Genomic DNA, 18,782 nt, shown 5'->3' on the forward strand with positions numbered 1-18,782 from the left:
TGGCTAGAGTGATGCAAGAAAATTAAAATGCAGATTTTGCATCACTTGGTGAGAACAGAATGATGCAAGAAAATAGAAAAACCAAGTTATGCATGACAAGTGCAGAACAGAATCATGCAAGAAACAATAAAAATCAAAAAATGCATGATACCCCCAACCCAACACCAAAAACGACCAAAGCACATCACATTGAATAGTGCATTTACTAATGTTATACTGATAATATCAAAAAGACATCTAAATACATCTATAGGCATTCTTTTTAGGGGAGAAAAACAGTGGAAAAAGGTAATGTTCTTGTAGTTGGTTATGCAGGGGTTGGCAAGACTACTTTGATCAAGGCTGTTCTTGGAGAAAAAGCTGAGAAAAAAGTTGCTGGAACAGGAAAGACCAGCAAGACCTGCAAAGATTTCCAAATCTATGAAAATCCTGGAATCTCATTTCGCTTAATCGATACTGTTGGAATTGAGCCTGGTGTTTTTAAAGAGCACAAGGCTGTTAATGCTGTGAAGAAGTGGTGTGGCGAGTCCATAAAGAACACAGATGATGACATAGACAGAATAAGCGCCATATGGTTCTGTGTGGATAAATATACGGCCAAGCTTTTTCCCAAGACCATAGATTCACTTATGAATGCTGTCAGTGTTTGGCGTAATGCTCCGATCATAGTTGTTATCACCCAGTCCTACAAAGAAAGCGACACCAAGTCGGCTCAGGAAATTATTGAGAAAGCTTTTTTGTCCAAGAAAAAGTATGCGACAAGGCTTTCTGAGATCATGACAGTTGTGGCCAAGCCTAGCACTTCGGAGGATGGAAAAATAACCCCTCCTAAGGGTATAGTTGAGCTTATAGAGCTTACAAACAGCCTTCTTCCTGAGGGCTACCAGGTCGCAGAAAAGGATGTTGCCAAGTACAATCTTTCAAGAAGACGCGCCATGTCCCACGCGGTTGCTGCAGCGGCAACGCTGGCTGGTGTAACACTTGGAGTAGGGGCGCCGCCCTTTGCAGATGCTATGCTCCTAAAACCCACAGAGACAGTTGCGGTAGAATCTATATCAAAAATCTGGGGAATCAAGAAAAACAAGCAGTCCAAAGAATTCATGAAAAAAATAATAGAACTTGGAACCAAGGGTGAAGTTGGCAAAATGATTACTTCAGGCCTTAAGATGATTCCGGGGCTCAACATAGGCGCGGCTATTATAAACGGTTTTGTGGCAGGATGCGTTGTCTTTGCCGTAGCAGAAGGTGCCACCTATATATTCGAGCAGGTCTATTCTGGTAAAAAAACTATGGAAGAGCCAGACTGGATTGAGAAGATCATGGAGGATAAGACAGCCAAGAAAGTCGTTGACCAAATGACGGATGTTGTCACAAACATCCCTAAAAATGCAGACCAGAAGGATATTCTTGACGTTATTCTTAAGGCTTTTACCAAGAAAGCTATGGCTCTATAAAACGGACAAACATGAGAAACCAGCAGTGTTCTATTGTCAAATGTTTTATTTGATCAAATGATCATGATGCAGAATAACCTGTGTCATGTCTTCATTTTGAAAGGAGAAGGAATATGAAAAAGAAACTAGCATTGGTACTATCTTGTCTCATGACAATCTGCATGGTAGGCTGCGGAGAGACCACAGCACCTGCAGAAACAACTACGGAACCGCAGGTAGAACAGACACAGACGCAGGAGACAGCTCCTGCAGAAACTGAGGCTCCTGCAGCAGAAGCTGATGGAATGGATGCACTCATCGAAGCTGCAAAAGCAGATGGCGAGCTTATTGTTTATGGCTCCTGTGAAGAAGAGTATCTTGCAGCAGCATGTGAGAACTTTGAAAAGACCTATGGCATCAAGGTTCAGTTTCAGAGACTTTCAACCGGTGAAGTTCAGAGTAAGATTGAAGAAGAAAACGGCAATCCTTCTGGCGATGTTTGGTTCGGCGGCACAACTGATCCTTACAACGTTGCAGCAGGAGAGGGACTATTAGAGGCCTATGAAGCTCAGAATGCAAGCCACCTCCTTAGCGATATGTATCGCGATGCTGATGGCTACTGGTATGGCATTTACAAGGGAATCCTTGGATTTATGGTAAACAAGGATGAACTTGCCCGTATGGGAATTGAAGAGCCTGCAGACTGGACAGATCTTCTTGATGAAAAGTACAAAGGCCTTGTATGGCTTTCAAACTATAACACAGCTGGAACAGCCAAACTTGTAGTTAACACAATGATCCAGAAGTACGGACACGACGAAGGTATCCAGTACCTTGTAGATCTTGATAAGAACATCGAAGTTTACACCAAGTCAGGTTCTGGCCCATCCAAGAATGTAGGAACCGGTGAGTGCGTTGTGGGTATCGGTTTCCTTCATGATGGCATCACACAGATTGTTGATAACGGGTATGGCAACATCGGACTTATCATTCCTTCATCAGGAACATCCTTCGAAGTTGGCGCTACAGCAATCTTTAAGGGCTGCGCACATCCAAATGCTGCCAAGCTTTGGATTGAGTATGCACTTAGCCCTGAATGTGTAGAACTCGCTGCTCAGAACGGCTCTTATCAGTTCCTGGTTCTTGATAATGCCAAGCAGCCAGAAGTAGCAGCAGAGTTTGGCCTTGATCCTGAGAACGTTATGAAATACGACTTTGCAGATGCAAAAGAAAATACTACAAAATATGTAGAAGAAGTTATGACAGCACTTGGAAGCGCAGCAGATGATCGTTTCAAGACTGAGTGATTATTTATAATGCGGAGTAGAAAGTATTAAAGATACGCTGGGCGGAAGGGTTTTCCCTCCGCCCATAATTTTAAATTCCTGCGGGCAATTACCTCGTTTGCGCGCAAGAAAGACATTAGCAACTGACGGAGGAGGACTAAGATGGCAAAAAGTCAGAGCGCCAGCCTTGATAGAAAAAAGCTTCTTGGGGATCCTATCATGGTGACAACCATTTTGCTTTTGATAGTTTTTTTGACGGTATTTATCCTGTATCCGCTAGCGATACTATTGGTGGATAGCTTTGTGTCGGATGAAGGCTTTACCCTGGGAACATTTAAAAGAGTTATGGACCTTCCTAACTTTAGAAGAGCCATAACCAATACCTTAAAGGTGGGATTTTTGGTAGGCATTGCGTCAGCTCTTATTGGGCTTTTGTTTGCCTATGTAGAAGTATATGTAAAGCTTCGCACAAGATTTATGGAGGGACTTTTTAAAGTAGTATCAATGCTGCCTGTGGTTTCACCTCCATTTGTACTCTCGCTTTCTATGATCATGCTTTTTGGAAAAGCAGGGATCATCACTAGATTTCTTTTGCATATTTACGACAACAGCGTTTACGGCTTCTGGGGAATTGCCATTGTTCAGACACTGACATTTTTCCCTGTTTGCTACATGATGCTCAAGGGCCTTCTGAAAAACATCGACCCTTCTCTTGAGGAGGCAGCAAGAGATATGGGAGCATCAAGATCCAAGGTGTTTATGACAGTAACACTTCCCCTGATACTTCCTGGACTTGGAAATGCCTTCCTTGTTACCTTTATTGAGTCAATCGCAGATTTCGCAAACCCAATGATCATCGGTGGCTCCTATGATACCCTGGCAACTACAATATACCTGCAGATAACAGGAGCTTACGACAAAGAAGGCGCTGCGGCTATGGCGGTAGTTCTTTTGGCAATAACACTTCTAATGTTTGTTGTGCAGAAGTATTATCTGGAGGCCAAGAGCACAGCCACTCTGACAGGAAAGGCATCAAGAGAGCGTATGCTGATAACAGATAAAAGCGTTACGATGCCTCTTACAATCCTCTGCTCAGGCCTTGCAATATTTGTAATAATCATGTACATCTGCGTTCCCTTTGGAGCAATGTTTAGAACCTGGGGATACGATTTCCATCTGACCTTTAAGTGGTTTGGCCTCGTGTTTAGCAAGTACAAGGGCTTTAAGGCCTTTAAGGACAGCTTCGTTCTGTCACTTATATCTGCGCCAATAACAGCTCTTTTGTCCATGATCATATCTTATCTGGTTGTCAAAAGAAAATTCAAAGCCAAAGGCTTTATTGAAGCAGTATCCATGCTGGCTATGGCAGTTCCTGGAACAGTTCTTGGTATTGGTTACATCAGAGGCTTTTCAGGAGGCATTTTCCATACAGGATTTTTGCAGGGCCTATATGGAACGGGAGCCATCCTGGTTATCGTATTTATCGTGCGAAGCCTCCCTACTGGCACAAGAAGCGGTATTTCAGCCCTTCGCCAGATTGATAAGAGCATCGAGGAATCAGCCTATGACATGGGCGCCGACAGCTTCAAGGTGTTTATGACAGTTACACTGCCTCTTATAAAGGACAGTTTCCTGTCCGGCTTTGTAACAAGCTTTGTACGAAGCATAACAGCTATCAGTGCCATCATACTTTTGGTTACACCTTCGTATCTGCTTATTACCGTCCAGATCAATGAGTTCGCCGAAAAAGGCTCCTACGGCATCGCCTGCGCCTTCGCTTCCATACTGATCCTTATCACCTACGGATCCGTGCTGATAATGGATTTGGTGATAAAGCGATTCGGCACCAGCCGTATGGTGAACTAAAGCCGGAAATGGACCTGGGGACGGAGTCATAGGGCCATTTTGAGGTATACGATTCTTATAAAATACACAGATGGAGATGAATATTATGTCAAAAGAGAAAAAAGGCGTTCGCCTTGAACATATTTCAAAAATATACAAAGATCCTAAGACGGGAAAAGACTTTTATGCAGTTAAAGATGCTAATATCGAGATAGAACCGGGGAGCTTTGTGACGCTTCTTGGGCCATCTGGCTGCGGAAAGACTACGACACTTCGTATGATTGCAGGCTTTGAGAGCCCTGACGAGGGTGAAATTTACCTTGGAAATGAGGCTATAAATTCCCTGACGCCTAATAAGCGCGATACAGCCATGGTTTTCCAGAGCTATGCCCTTCTTCCTCACTACAACATTTTTGACAATGTTGCCTATGGCCTTAAGCTTCGCAAGCTTGATAAGGCGGTGATAAAAGAAAAAGTGACAGATATCCTAAAGCTTGTTGGCCTTGAGGGTATGGAAAACCGCATGACAAATCAGCTATCTGGTGGCCAGCAGCAGAGAGTTGCCCTGGCAAGAGCTCTTGTTATCGAGCCTGGCGTACTTCTTTTTGATGAACCCTTATCAAACCTTGATGCAAAGCTCCGTGTTTCAATGCGTACGGAAATCAGAAGAATCCAGCAGGAAGCCGGGATTACAGCTATCTACGTAACCCATGATCAGAGCGAAGCTATGGCAATTTCTGATAAGGTAATCATCATGAACAAAGGAATAGTTGAGCAGATCTCTACACCGCAGGAAGCCTACTATTATCCTAAAAACAAATTTGTGGCGGACTTTATCGGCGAGGCGAATTTCCTGGAGGCATCAGTTAAGGGAAAAGACTGCGTTATTATTGATGGCGCAGAAGTTGAGTGCTCAACTGGAAATATGGAAACTGGAGCAAACTGCAGCGTTGTACTAAGGCCCGAGGGCGCAAGCCTTTCTGATACCGGAGCTGTGAAGGGCACCGTTAAGTATTCATGCTTTATGGGGGCGTATCAGGACTACCACGTACAGGTAGCAGATTCCTTGGTCAAGATTCAGGAGTATAACCCCAAGAATAAGAAAATCTATCGCGTAGGCGATGAAGTCTTCCTAAACTTTGAAAAAGACACCCTCTATGCGCTATAATATATCTTGTAATCAAATTCTTGGAGGTGCTGATGGGAGCGCAGAGCGTACTTGAATTTTTGGAAGGATCATCTGATATTGCGGTTGCTATCAGACTTATTCTTGCCACATTGTTTGGAAGTCTCATAGGATGGGAGAGAGTTGTCAAAAGACATAGCGCAGGCATCAAGACCTTTGCCCTTGTGAGCCTTGGAAGTGCTGTAGCCACAGCTCTAAATATATATCTGGCAGAACTGCCTGGCCTAAATGCAGATGTAAGCCGTATTCCAGCCGGTGTTGTAAGCGGAATCGGATTCCTGGGCGCTGGAACTATCCTGGTCACAGGAAGACAGCAGATAAAGGGCCTTACAACAGCCGCATCCCTCTGGGTTGCATCCTGCATGGGAATGGCCATAGGAGGCGGATACCTTATTGTTGGAATCATCTGCTTTGCCCTTGTTATGCTGGCTAACATCGTTCTTGTGAATCTCAGCAAGGTTGTTGAATCGCATAGCAAATACATCAGTGTCTATGTTGAAGTCAACAAGGGAGGCGGAGCCAAGAAACTCACAAAGTGGTTTTCTGAGCAGGGCTACAGGATCAGCAGCATGACCAAGAGTAAGGAAAAGACAATCCAGTCCTCCGATACTGCAATCATCTTTGATATTGATTTTGACAAAAAGAGATCACACAGAGAATTCCTTGATGAGATAAATGAGCTGGAATATGTAAGTTACGTAGAAGAAGTTTAAGACATAAAATGGCAGCCCCTGCGGCTGCCATTTCATTTGACAAAATTACCCCAATAGTTCCAAAAGTTCTTCCTTGGTAAGAGTAGGACTACTAAGAGAACCGGAGTTGAGCAGTTCATCTGCCAGCTCTTTCTTTTTATTCTGCAAAAGAATTATCCTCTCCTCGATAGTATTCTGCATGATCAGCCTGTATACTGTAACCACATTCTTTTGTCCAATCCTGTGGGCTCTGTCAGTAGCCTGATTCTCCACGGCTACATTCCACCAGTGATCATAGTGAATGACAATATCCGCAGCGGTGAGATTAAGCCCCGTTCCGCCTGCTTTAAGAGAAATGCAAAATACAGGAGTGTCATCTTCCTGGAAAGCATCAACCATCCTGATCCGGTCTTCTTTTTTGGTGGAGCCAGTCAGGAGATAGTGCTTTATTCCCTCTTTTTTCAAAAGATCAGTAAGTCTGTCCAGCATAGATGTAAACTGTGAAAAGAGAAGAATCTTATGACCACCTTCAGCAGCACTCTTTATCATCTCAAGGCACAGATCAGCCTTGGCGCTTCCTCCCTTGTAATTATCATAAATAAGCCCCGGATCGCAGCACAGCTGCCTTAGTCTTGTGAGCTCAGCCAGGATCATGATGCGGTCCTTTCTAAAGTCCTCATCACTCTTGGAGTCTACCATGAGCTTTATCTGCTGAAGGTGCGCTCTGTAGAGCTTTTCCTGTTCATCCAGCATAGGCGCGTAGATATTCTCCTCCAGCTTATCCGGCAGTTCTTTTAACACATCCTTCTTAAGACGCCTTAGGATAAAGGGATTTATCATACGTTTAAGCCGCGCCTTGGCATCGTCATCGCTATCAAGAATAGCAGGTGATTCAATTGATTCCTTGAAGTGCTTGTAGGTAAAAAGATATCCCGGCATGCAGTAATCAAAGATGCTCCACAGCTCGCTGAGTCTGTTCTCTATAGGAGTTCCTGTAAGAGCAACCTTAAAGGTGGACTTTATTGATTTAACAGCCTTGGCTACCTGGGTTGTGGCATTCTTGATAAACTGCGCCTCGTCTATTATCTGACAGTCAAAAGAAATATACTTATAAAGCTCAATATCACGCCTTAACAGGTCATAGGAAGTGATCAGCACATCAGTGCCTTCCTCCTCAATTTCAGAAGTAACCCTTACTCTGTCAGCCTTTATGCCTACTGCAAGTTCGCAATTTAATTCAGGTGTAAAACGCTTTATTTCATGCTGCCAGTTGTAAACAAGGGAAGCAGGGCATACCACAAGACTACAGCGGTTTTTGAGCCCTTTCTTTATATTTTCCTCCTTGATGCTTACAAGAAGTGATAGTATCTGCAGGGTTTTGCCAAGACCCATGTCATCAGCCAGAATTCCGCCAAACCCATTGTGGCGAAGCGTCCTGAGCCATAAAAAGCCATCCTTTTGGTAATCCCTGAGAACGCCATTTAGCGAATCGGGCACCTGGTACAGGTTATCATCAGTTGTGGCAAAAGAACTTACCAGGTCCTTAAACTGTCTGGAGCGGCTAAGATGAAAGCCTCCATCCTCACCCAGAGAATCAAGCTCATTAAGGAAAAGCGCTCTGTATCTTGGAAGAGAGACGTGTCCCTCTAAAATATCCTTGGAGCTAAGGCCCAGGCCTTCATTTAAGCTAAATAAAAGATCCATCTCTTTTGTCTTAAGGTCAAGGATATCCCCGGATTTAAGCCTGTAGTAGCGCTTTTTTCTGCGATATCTGGATAAAATTTCAGTAAGTTCCTTGGGGCTTATATCTGTTGGAACGATAGAAAGCTCCAACAGGTCTGCAACTACAGAAACACCCATATTTACGCCTGGAGCAGTTGTTATGTTTACAGATCTTATAGCATCGGATAAATAAACTTCTCCAAAGGTAGAAATATCAGGAATATCATTTGCTATGAAAGAAAAAAGTTTATCTTCATCGTCGCCCTCAGCTTTTAGGACAAGAAGCCCCTTTTGACTGTCAAGGCTGTCAAAGTGATTGCTGATAGCCTTGATAATAGCGCTTTCATGATGAAAATTTCTCTTAATTAGCGTAGCGTTGCCATCATCTGAAGAACTGTTGCCTGAGAATCCAGAACTAATGGAGTCTCTGCCATTTCTGTTTTGGGTATCAAAAAGGTGAATCGCCTCTTCATCAGGAAATCCTTCGTGATAAATTACCTGTATATCACAAGTTATAGTAACGGAATCAGGCATATCAAGGTATATCTTAAATTTCGGAATATCTGGTGAATATCTGGCCGGGTTAAAACCATCGCTACTTATATTAAAAAACTGCTCTAAAACAGGATAAAGGCCTGTAGAAAATAGTGAAAGATCCTTATCTGATATAAACAGCTCATTTTCAGTTCTTCTGGAAGATAAGAACTTAAGGAAAGGGATAACTTCCTCGCAGTCCTTTCTAGGGATTACGTTGATCTTGCGCCTTCTCTCGAAATAGATATTAGAATATCCTTCAAACATGGTAAAAGAGCCAGATTCAAAGGTAATACCTGTTTCAACCTTCTCAATTCTAAGGTCAATATTAGGAAAAACGGGAACTATGTCCACGGGACGTTCATCATTGTATCTTGCTCTGAAATCGGAATTAAGGAAATATATACTGGAGACAGAGGCAAAAAATTCGTCTATTTCATAGCCTGAGAGCTCAATTTCTTTTGCATGGCCTTTTCCATAGGAATATGGAGATGAGTAGGAAGCAAAAGCCTCTCCAAGCTGTTTACCTCTGAAATAGTTCTTTAAAAAGATAATGATCTTCTGACTTTCCTCTGAAAATGCTGTCAGATCATGGGTAAATTCAAGGTGCTTACCATAACTTACGATTTCTCTTTCATCTATAGCTTTTAAAAGTTCAGCTATATCTTTTAATACATAGCTATGTCCGCTAATACCAGAGCATATGTTAAAAGAAATATATAATTTGTCATGATTTAGAGTAACATGCGGCTGCAGAACAACAAGATCACCCTTCTTGTATATTGATGGAGTCTCGCTTTCCGGAGAGTACTCCTTTAAAAGCTTTTTAGTTTCAAAGGATGTATAGTGGAACTGCTTTTGAACATCAGAAATAAACCGCCTTCCAGAGGCGGTTACGTATTCTTTTTTTGAGTTGTCAGAAAAATTTGTGCTCATCTAATTTATTATATACAAAATCGGCCTATATTTCTATGATTTCACTGCTTTTGCAATATAAAATTTTTATCATAATTAACAGACCGGCCTGATCATACACTTCGTTTTTGCTGCATTTCTTCGTGATTATTACATATGGAGTTGCGCAGCATTGCGCAAGTATAATGTATGATATAGGCGAAATAAATATGAGGAAAAAGCAATTTACCTAGTAAATTAGCGGCTTCCGATATAGTCTTTATGGAGGGAAAAAGAATGAAAAAATGGGGAAAAGCGCTTTCTGTGGCGCTGGCTTTTGCATTGTCTTTTGGACAGCCACTGGCCATAACAGCAGAGGCAGAAGAAAGTGAAACGGATAAAGAGCCTTCTGTTACAATCTTAAATTCTGACATGTCCGCTGACATCTGGGGAAGCGATAGCGGATGGACTGTAAGCGTTGATGACTGGGATGCAACAGGTGCCAGCATCAAGAGCTTTTCTTACTCATCAGATCAGTGGATGGACTTGCCTTCAGATGGGTCAGATACGGGCGTTAATTACTGGTTTGGCGAAGGTGACGGCGTACTTACATTTTCGCAGCAGGTAGATATTCCTGCGGGAACGTATGTCTTTTCCTCAGAAGCAATGGGAGAAAAGAGCTCTTTTACCATTTCTGTTGGTGATGTAAAGAGTGACGAAGTTTCCCTTACAGGCTATAATAACTGGCTTGCTGGAAACCTGGAATTTACAGCAGAAGAGGACCTTGACGACGTGACCCTTTCTGTTTCCTTTGATGTTTCTAAGGATGGCTGGGGCTATCTTAATAACGTTCATGCTAATTACAAGAACCCAGAAAGTTCCGAAGGTGGTGACGAGCCAGGAACTGGTGAAGATCCGGACCCTTCAGAAAAACCTTCAGAGGATACAGCAGTGGATGCAGATATTTATGTTGAAAAAGTAGCAGGGGTGGATGACAGCTTCATTACAGGCGCAGATCTTAGTTCCTACCTTGCTGAGAAAAATAGCGGTGTTAAGTTCTACAACTATGAAGGCAATGAGCTTGATGATCAGGGATTTTTTGATTTCCTGTATCAGGGTGGAACAAACTACGTAAGAATCCGTGTCTGGAATGACCCTAAGGATGAAAACGGCAATATTTACGGCGGTGGAAACTGCGATATAGAAGTTGCCAAAAAGATAGGTAAATGGGCCACAAATGCTGGAATGAAGGTTCTTATTGATTTTCACTACTCAGATTTCTGGGCAGATCCTGGCAAGCAGACAGCGCCCAAATCTATGGCTGCAATGAGTGCAGATGAGAAGGCTGCCGCAATTAAGACCTTTACAGAGAATAGCTTAAAAGAGCTTCTTGATGCAGGCGTAAATGTTGGCATGGTACAGATCGGCAATGAGACCAATAACGGCGTTTGCGGGGAAAAGAGCTGGGATGGCATGAGTAAGATCTTTTCAGCAGGAAGCAGTGCTGTAAGAAAAACAGCACAGGATTATAACAAAGAAATCCTGGTGGCTGTACACTTTACAAACCCAGAGACCAGCGGAAGATATGCAGGCTACGCTCAGAAGCTTGATTCCTACGGCGTTGACTACGATGTTTTTGCTTCATCCTATTATCCATACTGGCATGGCACTTTGGATAATTTAAAGACAGTTCTTTCAAATATAGCAAGCACCTATGGCAAGAAGGTGATGGTTGCTGAGACTTCATACCTTACAACCTTTAAGGATGGAGACGGATCTGGTAATACAGAGCATGAGGGCAAGGCAGGTGATGCCTTTAACTATGACATTTCTGTCCAGGGACAGGCTAACTCTGTTCGTGCTGTAGTAAATACAGTTGCAGGAATAGACGGTGGTATCGGCGTATTTTACTGGGAACCAGCTTGGATTCCGGTTCAGGTCTATGATGAAAGTGCAGATAATGCAGCAGAAATCCTGGCTCAGAATAAGGAAATCTGGGAAACCTACGGAAGCGGCTGGGCTACCTCTTTTTCAGGAAGCTATGACAAGGACGCTGTGCAGTGGTACGGCGGAAGTGCTGTAGATAACGAGTCCTGGTTTGACTTTGCAGGCCACCCTCTTGCTACAGCAAGACTTTATAGCTATATCAGAACAGGCACAACAGCCAAGATTACAGTTACTTCAGTATCTGCGGGCAGTGTAGAAGCTCAAGTTGGAGAAAACGTCTCTCTTCCGGAGAAAGCTATAGTTAAATATTCAGATGGCTCAGAAAAAGAAGCAGATGTTACCTGGAATGAAGATGAACTTAAGAAGGCAGTGGCTGCGGGCGTTGGAACTTATACCATAACCGGAACAGTTACAGTTGACGGTGAGAACTACGCTGCTAGCGTTGAGCTTGTTATTAAACCTGTAAATAATCTTGTAAATCCTGGCTTTGAGGATGCTGACATGTCAGCCTGGGTTATCACAGATAAGAATTCATGTGTTTCAAGAAAGAACGATTCCAGCAATGTTCGCTCAGGCGCTTACTGCCTGCATTTCTGGGACAATAAGGAAATATCCTACACAGTAGAGCAGAAAGTAACGCTTAATAAGGGCGTATACAAGCTTGGATGCTATCTTGAAGGCGGCGATGCCGGAGAAAATGCAGAGTTTATTCTCTATGCAGTTTCAGGTGATGACAAGCTTACAACAAATACAGGTGTTACAGGTTGGCAGAACTGGGCAAATCCAGAGGTTACAGATATCAAGGTAACAGAAGATGGTACAGAAATAACAGTTGGTGTCAGCGTAAAAGCACCTGCAGGCGCCTGGGGAGCCTTTGATGATTTCTATCTGTACAGAACAGGTGATGCGGGATCTTCAGAAGAACCTACAGATCCACAGGAACCAGAAGAACCACAGGAGCCAGAAATCACAGGCCAGTGGCAGACAAAGTGGGGCTCATATTACTACGTTTACAGCGATGGCACCAAAGCCCAGGGCTTTACTGAGATTGAAGGCGCAACTTACTACTTCAACTCCAAGAACCATATGGTCAGAAGCTCTTTTGTAACAGAGGGCGATAACACCTATTATCTTGGCGCTGACGGCAAACTCGTCACAGGCTTTATGACAAAGTGGGGACACAAGTACTACTTTAACAGTGAAGGCCAGATGCAGACAGGCTTTACAGATATTGATGGCAATACTTATTTCTTTGACCAAAAGGGCAAAATGGTAGAAAGTAACTGGATCGATCAGAACGGCAAAAGATATTACGCCAAAAAGGGAGGCATTCTTGCCAAAAACGAGACAATTACTAAGTGGTTCAAAAAGTATTCTTTTGATGAAAATGGAGTTTTGATCAAATAATTTTTAGTTTATAAAAAGTAGCTCTAAGCTGGGGAAACCTAAGTTTAGGGCTTCTTTTTTTACCCTACATTTCATTGACATGAGATGCTCAATTTTGTAAAATAATAACGCATGATTTTGTATTCTATTTATCTTACGCAGCGGGAGGAAATATGTCTAGAAAAGCCACAATCACACAAAAAGAAATAGTAAATGCAGCATTTAAGATAACCAAGAAGGAAGGCTTTGAGCAGATCACATCTAGAAAGCTTGCGGCAGCAGCAGGATGTTCAACACAGCCTATTTTCCGTATTTATGAGAACATGGATGGCCTTAAAAAGGACGTTTATGACAAGGCAGCTGCATATTATGAGGATTATTATAACGATTTTGAGAAAACTCATGAGGTTCCGTTTGTAGATCTGGGACTTGCTTATATTGGTTTTGCCCAGAAATACCCTCACCTTTTCAGACTTCTTTTTGTATCAGAACAGGGAACTGACAGCAGGAGCATGTATGACCTGGTTAACGGTTCCAATGAGAATGTGGTAAAAGAGATAAATAGAGCCAAGGCTAAGGGCGCTGGCGATGCTCAGCAGCTCTTTATGCAGATGTGGATATTTATTCACGGTGCTGGATGTATGGCTGTTACAGGTGATTATGACCTTGACGAGGCTTCATCAGTTGCTTTACTTGAGTCTGCTTATAAGGCATTTAGTATTGGCTGATGTGAGGACAGGGTATGAAGTTTGACGAGGGAGTTGACGTAATTACCAGGATAAATGAGTGCTATTCACGGATGAGTAAGGGCAAGAAGTCAATTGCCACCTATATCTGTGACCACTACGAGCAGGCAGTTTTCATGACTGCAGCAGAGCTGGGCAAGATTGTGGGGATGAGCGAATCCACTGTGGTTCGTTTTGCCATGAGCCTTGGTTATGACGGTTATCCTGCATTTCAAAAGGCACTTTCAGTATGGGTCAGCGACAAATTTGGCTCCGTGGAGAAGGTTGGCAGGAAATTTGGCAAGAGTAGTGAGGGAGAGATACTATCAGCTATCCTCAGATCAGATATCTCCAACATTGAACATACCATTAACAATATTGATGTGGCGGCCTTTAGAACAGCTGTAGATATAATTTTAAAAGCCAGAACAGTTTACATTGTAGGCATAAGATCCTGCGAACCACTTGCAGATTTTTTGCATTTCTATTTAAATATCATAAGGGGCAACAACGTCCTGATCAGAACCACAAGCGTCAGCGAAATGTTTGAGCAGATGATCAGGATAAGCGACAGGGATTGCATCATTGGTATCAGCTTTCCAAGATATTCCATGAGAACCCTTAAGTGCATGGAATTTGCCAATGACAGAAATGCCAAGGTTATCACCATTACGGACTCAGTGCATTCACCTATGAATCTGTATTCATCCTGTAACCTTCTGGCTAAGAGCGAGATGGCATCAATTGTGGATTCTCTGGTGGCACCACTTAGTGTGATAAATGCACTGGTTGTGGCTTTATGTATGAAAAAGCCCCAGGAGGTACAGGCAGACCTCAAGATGCTTGAGGAGGCCTGGAATAACTATCAGGTATATATCGGCGATGAGATCGACTTCGCTTCAGATGCACCTATGATAGGCTACCCTTTTAGGCAAGATAAGGAAAAGAGTTAATGAAGAAAATTGCAGTTATCGGCTGCGGTGCGGCCGGAATGATGGCGGCGCTTACTGCTGCGGAGAGCGGCGGTAGCGTCACTATTTTTGAAAAGAATGAAAAACCCGGTAAAAAGATCTATATTACCGGAAAAGGCAGATGTAATGTGACTAATGCCTGCCAGGTAGAGGATTACTTTGGATTTGTAAAGAGAAACCCAAGGTTTTTGTATAGTGCGGTCTATAGTTATGACAACAGCGCAGTTATGGACTTTTTTGAAAGCCATGGCTGTAAACTTAAGGTGGAGCGCGGCGACAGAGTCTTTCCTGTTTCCGACCACTCCTCAGATATTATCAACACCTTGTATAGAGCAGTTGTAAAGGCTGGTGTAGATGTTCAGTTTGGAACAACTGTTAATTCAGTTGAGAGCATGCAGGGGGCTGTCAGCGCCATAACCTATTCAAAAGGCGATGATCCTATTACAAGAGAAGAGTTTGATAGCGTGATCGTCTGCACTGGCGGCATGTCTTACCCATCAACTGGCTCAACAGGTGATGGCTACAAATTTGCTAGAGACCTTGGTCACACAATTGTGCAGCCACAGCCATCACTGGTTCCATTTGAAACACAAGAGGAATGGTGCAAGGACCTTCAGGGCCTATCTCTTAGAAATGTCGGCCTTAAGATGTTCCTTGAATCTAAAAAATCAAAACCTGTATACGAAGGCTTTGGAGAGATGCTTTTTACCCATTTTGGTATAAGCGGCCCTCTTGTTCTTACGGCCAGCTGTCATTATGAAAAAGAAAAGTCTGCCAAGATCTTTATAGACCTTAAGCCTGCTCTTTCTGAGGAACAGCTTGATAAGAGAGTTTTAAGGGATTTTGAAGAGGGGCTCAATAAGTCATTTAAGAATATTTTGGGAGGTCTTTTCCCTTCCAAATTGATTCCTGTTATGATAAAACTATCAGGTATTGATCCGGAGAAAAAGGTTAATGCGATCACTAAAGAGGAAAGAATAGCCTTTGTTAAACTGATCAAGAACCTTCCACTCACAGTTACAGGAACCAGAAGCTTTAACGAAGCCATCATCACACGAGGCGGAGTCAGCGTAAAAGAGATCAATCCATCCACCATGGAATCCAAGCTTGTAAAGGGACTTTTCTTTGCCGGAGAAGTCATCGATGTTGATACAGAAACTGGTGGATTTAATCTACAGGTCGCCTGGTCTACAGGACACCTTGCTGGCGAGCAGAGCACTTGCTAGTGTAAAAAAATTTACAGGAGAAAAACAATGGGTAATATTGCAATTGATGGACCTGCAGGCGCAGGAAAGAGCACAATCGCCAAGATGGTGGCCAAGGAGCTTGGCTTTGTATATGTGGATACAGGAGCAATGTACAGAGCAATGGCTCTTTACATGATAAATAACGGAGTTCAGTCAGATGATGCTGCTAAGATAAGTTCTACCTGCCAGAGCGCAGACATCACTATCAAGTACGAAAACGGTGAGCAGGTTGTGTATTTGAATGGCGAAAACGTCAACGGCAAGATCAGAACTGAGGAAGTTGGAAAAATGGCTTCTGTCAGCAGTGCCAATGGCGATGTCAGAAAAAAACTTGTGGAGCTACAGCAGAAGCTTGCCAGCGAGATAGATGTAGTGATGGATGGAAGAGACATTGGAACAGTGGTCCTTCCAGATGCTCTTTTAAAGGTATATCTTACAGCAAGCTCCAGAGTAAGAGCGGAGAGACGTTATAAAGAACTTGTAGCCAAGGGAACTGAGTGCGACATAGATGTTATTGAAAAAGACATCATTGATAGAGACTATAGAGACATGCACAGGGAAAATTCTCCTCTTATGCAGGCAGAAGATGCCATTTTAGTTGATTCTTCTGATATGACAATCTCTGAAGTCGCAGAGAAGATCATTAGCCTCTACAAGGAACGTGCTTGATTATTGAAATCTAATTTGCTACATTTTAATTTGGTAATATTTGATTTGGAGTATTTATGGAAGTAATAGTAGCTGAACATGCTGGATTTTGCTTTGGCGTTACCAAGGCAGTTGATACAGTTTACGAGCAGATAGCTAAAAAGTCGGATGGAGAAAATGTGGGTAATATCTATACCTATGGACCTATAATCCACAACGAGACTGTAGTTTCTGACCTTGAGAAAAAAGGCGTCAGCGTTATCGATAGTATCGATGATCTTAAGAGCCTGGCTGACAGGTTTGAAGAGAACAGAAAAAATGGCTCATCAGATGAAGATAAGGCTAAGGGCACAATAGTTATCCGTTCTCATGGCGTGACAAGAGAAGTCCAGGAACTTATTGAGAAAACAGGTCTTGATGTTATTGATGCCACCTGCCCTTTTGTAAAGAGAATCCACAAGGTTGTTCTTGAAGAGAGTAATAAGGGCGCCAGCATTATAGTTGTTGGAAGTGCGAACCATCCAGAAGTGGAGGGAATCGTAAGCTATGTAAATGGAAAAGTTTTCGTGATAGACGGCCCTGAAAGTGCTGCAAAATTCAGCGAAAATAAGGAAACGAATTATACAGTTGTGGCCCAGACTACATTCAACAAGAAGAAATTTCAAGAAACCGTTGAAATCTTCAAAAATAACGGTTACAATATTAATATTGTGAATACTATATGCAATGCAACTGATGAACGTCAGACAGAAGCCGAGGAAATTGCATCCAGAGCTGATGCCATGATAGTGATTGGTGGTGCGCACAGTTCGAATTCCAGAAAACTCTATGAAATCTGCAAGGAGAAGTGTGCAGATACATATTTTATTCAGACCCTTGAGGACTTGCATTTAAATTTGACAGGAAATGTTAAGCTCATAGGGATTACCGCCGGGGCATCGACCCCAAAGAACATTATCGAGGAGGTTCAGAATTATGTCAGAACAAACTTTTGAACAGATGCTTAACGAATCGTTCAAAACAATTCACACAGGGGAGGTTGTTGAGGGAACTGTTATTGACGTTAAGCCTGATGAGATAATCCTCAACATCGGCTACAAGTCCGATGGTGTTCTTACTAAGAACGAGTACAGCAACGACAACAGTATTGATCTTACAACCGCCGTTAAGGTTGGCGACACAATGGACGTTAAGGTTCTTAAGACCAACGACGCTGACGGACAGGTTATTCTTTCATACAAGAGACTTGCCATTGACAGAGGCAACAAGAGAATCGAAGAGGCCTTCAACAACAAGGAAGTCCTTACAGCTAAGGTTGTACAGGTACTTGAGGGTGGCCTTACAGTAGTAGTTGATGAAGTTAGAATCTTCATCCCAGCAAGCCTTGTTTCTGATAGCTATGAGAAGGATCTTTCCAAGTATCAGGATCAGGAAATCCAGTTTGTTGTAACTGAGTACAATCCTAAGAGAAGAAGATATATCGGTAACAGAAAGATGCTTGTTTCAGCTGAGAAGGCTGAAGCTGCCAAGAAGCTCTTTGAGAACATCAAGGCTGGCGACGTAGTTGACGGTGTTGTTAAGAACGTTACAGACTTCGGTGCATTCATTGATCTTGGTGGAGCTGATGGACTCCTTCACATCTCAGAGATGAGCTGGGGAAGAGTTGAGAGCCCTAAGAAAGTATTCAAGATTGGCGATACAGTTAAGGTTCTTGTTAAGTCTATCGACGGCAGCAAGATTGCTCTTTCTAGAAAGTTTGATGATGAGAACCCTTGGAAGGACGCTACAGAGAAGTATGCTGTAGGCAACGTTGTAAAGGGTAAGGTAGCTAGAATGACTGACTTCGGCGCTTTTGTAGAGCTTGAGCCAGGTATCGATGCACTCCTTCATGTTTCTCAGATTGCCAAGGAGCATGTTGAGAAGCCAGCTGACGTACTTAAGGTAGGCCAGGAAGTAGAAGCTAAGATCGTTGATTTCAACGAGGATGAGAAGAAGATTTCTCTTTCAATCAAGGCTATGTTTGCTCCTGAGAAGGAAGAGGAAGCTCCTGCTGAGGAAGGCGATGTAGTATCAGTTGATATCGACAAGGTTATCGCTGAGCAGAACGAAGAGAACTAATCTCTTTTAACTTGGAAGAATAATTGAGCTGATGGTTATAATGAATAGCCATCAGCTCTTTTTTTTTTGTACCAGTAGATATGCAAGGTCAGATAATTAATTAAAACGAAATAGTATTTATATTTATTTAATTTTACACACACTTCCC

At 42.8% G+C, this 18,782-nt stretch carries 13 protein-coding genes; 12 read left to right on the top strand and 1 reads right to left on the bottom strand.

All coding sequences use genetic code 11. From position 1 onward, the window contains the following. The first annotated feature begins 278 nt into the window (after positions 1 to 278). The 5 genes from BLO53_RS04695 (at position 279) to BLO53_RS04715 (ending at position 6,463) form a co-directional block, all read left to right on the top strand. Complete coding sequence (locus BLO53_RS04695; RefSeq protein WP_092059343.1) at positions 279 to 1,454, top strand: GTPase domain-containing protein; 1,176 nt, start codon at positions 279 to 281, stop codon at positions 1,452 to 1,454. A 113-nt stretch (positions 1,455 to 1,567) separates the two neighbouring features. Continuing rightward, positions 1,568 to 2,740, top strand: a complete 1,173-nt coding sequence (locus BLO53_RS04700; RefSeq protein WP_092059344.1) for an ABC transporter substrate-binding protein — start codon at positions 1,568 to 1,570, stop codon at positions 2,738 to 2,740. Between the two features lie 141 nt (positions 2,741 to 2,881). After that, positions 2,882 to 4,585, top strand: coding sequence for an ABC transporter permease (locus BLO53_RS04705; protein WP_026490501.1), 1,704 nt, complete (start codon positions 2,882 to 2,884; stop codon positions 4,583 to 4,585). A gap of 85 nt (positions 4,586 to 4,670) precedes the next feature. Next, positions 4,671 to 5,732, top strand: coding sequence for an ABC transporter ATP-binding protein (locus BLO53_RS04710; protein ID WP_092059345.1), 1,062 nt, complete (start codon positions 4,671 to 4,673; stop codon positions 5,730 to 5,732). 32 nt (positions 5,733 to 5,764) lie between these two features. After that, entirely contained in the window at positions 5,765 to 6,463 is a 699-nt protein-coding gene (locus tag BLO53_RS04715) for an MgtC/SapB family protein (protein WP_092059346.1), read from the top strand. 45 nt (positions 6,464 to 6,508) lie between these two features. Here BLO53_RS04715 and BLO53_RS04720 read toward each other — a convergent pair whose 3' ends face one another. Next, positions 6,509 to 9,634, bottom strand: a complete 3,126-nt coding sequence (locus BLO53_RS04720; protein ID WP_092059347.1) for a DEAD/DEAH box helicase — start codon at positions 9,632 to 9,634, stop codon at positions 6,509 to 6,511. Positions 9,635 to 9,889: 255 nt separating this feature from the next. Here BLO53_RS04720 and BLO53_RS04725 point away from each other — a divergent pair, with 255 nt between their 5' ends. The 7 genes from BLO53_RS04725 (at position 9,890) to rpsA (ending at position 18,634) form a co-directional block, all read left to right on the top strand. Then, positions 9,890 to 12,946 (top strand): glycosyl hydrolase 53 family protein, encoded by a 3,057-nt coding sequence (locus BLO53_RS04725; RefSeq protein WP_242875303.1) that lies wholly within the window; start codon positions 9,890 to 9,892, stop codon positions 12,944 to 12,946. A gap of 152 nt (positions 12,947 to 13,098) precedes the next feature. Next, positions 13,099 to 13,653, top strand: coding sequence for a TetR/AcrR family transcriptional regulator (locus tag BLO53_RS04730; protein ID WP_092059349.1), 555 nt, complete (start codon positions 13,099 to 13,101; stop codon positions 13,651 to 13,653). 14 nt (positions 13,654 to 13,667) lie between these two features. Continuing rightward, complete coding sequence (locus BLO53_RS04735; protein WP_092059350.1) at positions 13,668 to 14,603, top strand: MurR/RpiR family transcriptional regulator; 936 nt, start codon at positions 13,668 to 13,670, stop codon at positions 14,601 to 14,603. Further along, a complete protein-coding gene (locus BLO53_RS04740) occupies positions 14,603 to 15,847 on the top strand; it encodes an NAD(P)/FAD-dependent oxidoreductase (RefSeq protein WP_092059351.1) in 1,245 nt (414 codons plus the stop codon). The genes BLO53_RS04735 and BLO53_RS04740 overlap by 1 nt, the downstream gene beginning before the upstream one ends. A gap of 27 nt (positions 15,848 to 15,874) precedes the next feature. Continuing rightward, positions 15,875 to 16,537, top strand: coding sequence for a (d)CMP kinase (cmk, locus tag BLO53_RS04745; RefSeq protein WP_092059352.1), 663 nt, complete (start codon positions 15,875 to 15,877; stop codon positions 16,535 to 16,537). Positions 16,538 to 16,593: 56 nt separating this feature from the next. Continuing rightward, on the top strand, positions 16,594 to 17,511 hold the full coding sequence (gene ispH / locus BLO53_RS04750; RefSeq protein ID WP_092059353.1) for a 4-hydroxy-3-methylbut-2-enyl diphosphate reductase: 918 nt from the start codon (positions 16,594 to 16,596) through the stop codon (positions 17,509 to 17,511). Next, positions 17,492 to 18,634: a 30S ribosomal protein S1 gene (gene rpsA, locus BLO53_RS04755; RefSeq protein WP_026489628.1), complete on the top strand. Its 1,143-nt coding sequence runs from the start codon at positions 17,492 to 17,494 to the stop codon at positions 18,632 to 18,634. The genes ispH and rpsA overlap by 20 nt, the downstream gene beginning before the upstream one ends. The last annotated feature ends 148 nt before the right edge of the window (positions 18,635 to 18,782 follow it).

It is taken from the genome of Butyrivibrio sp. INlla14 (genome assembly GCF_900102515.1).
GTDB lineage: Bacteria > Bacillota > Clostridia > Lachnospirales > Lachnospiraceae > Butyrivibrio.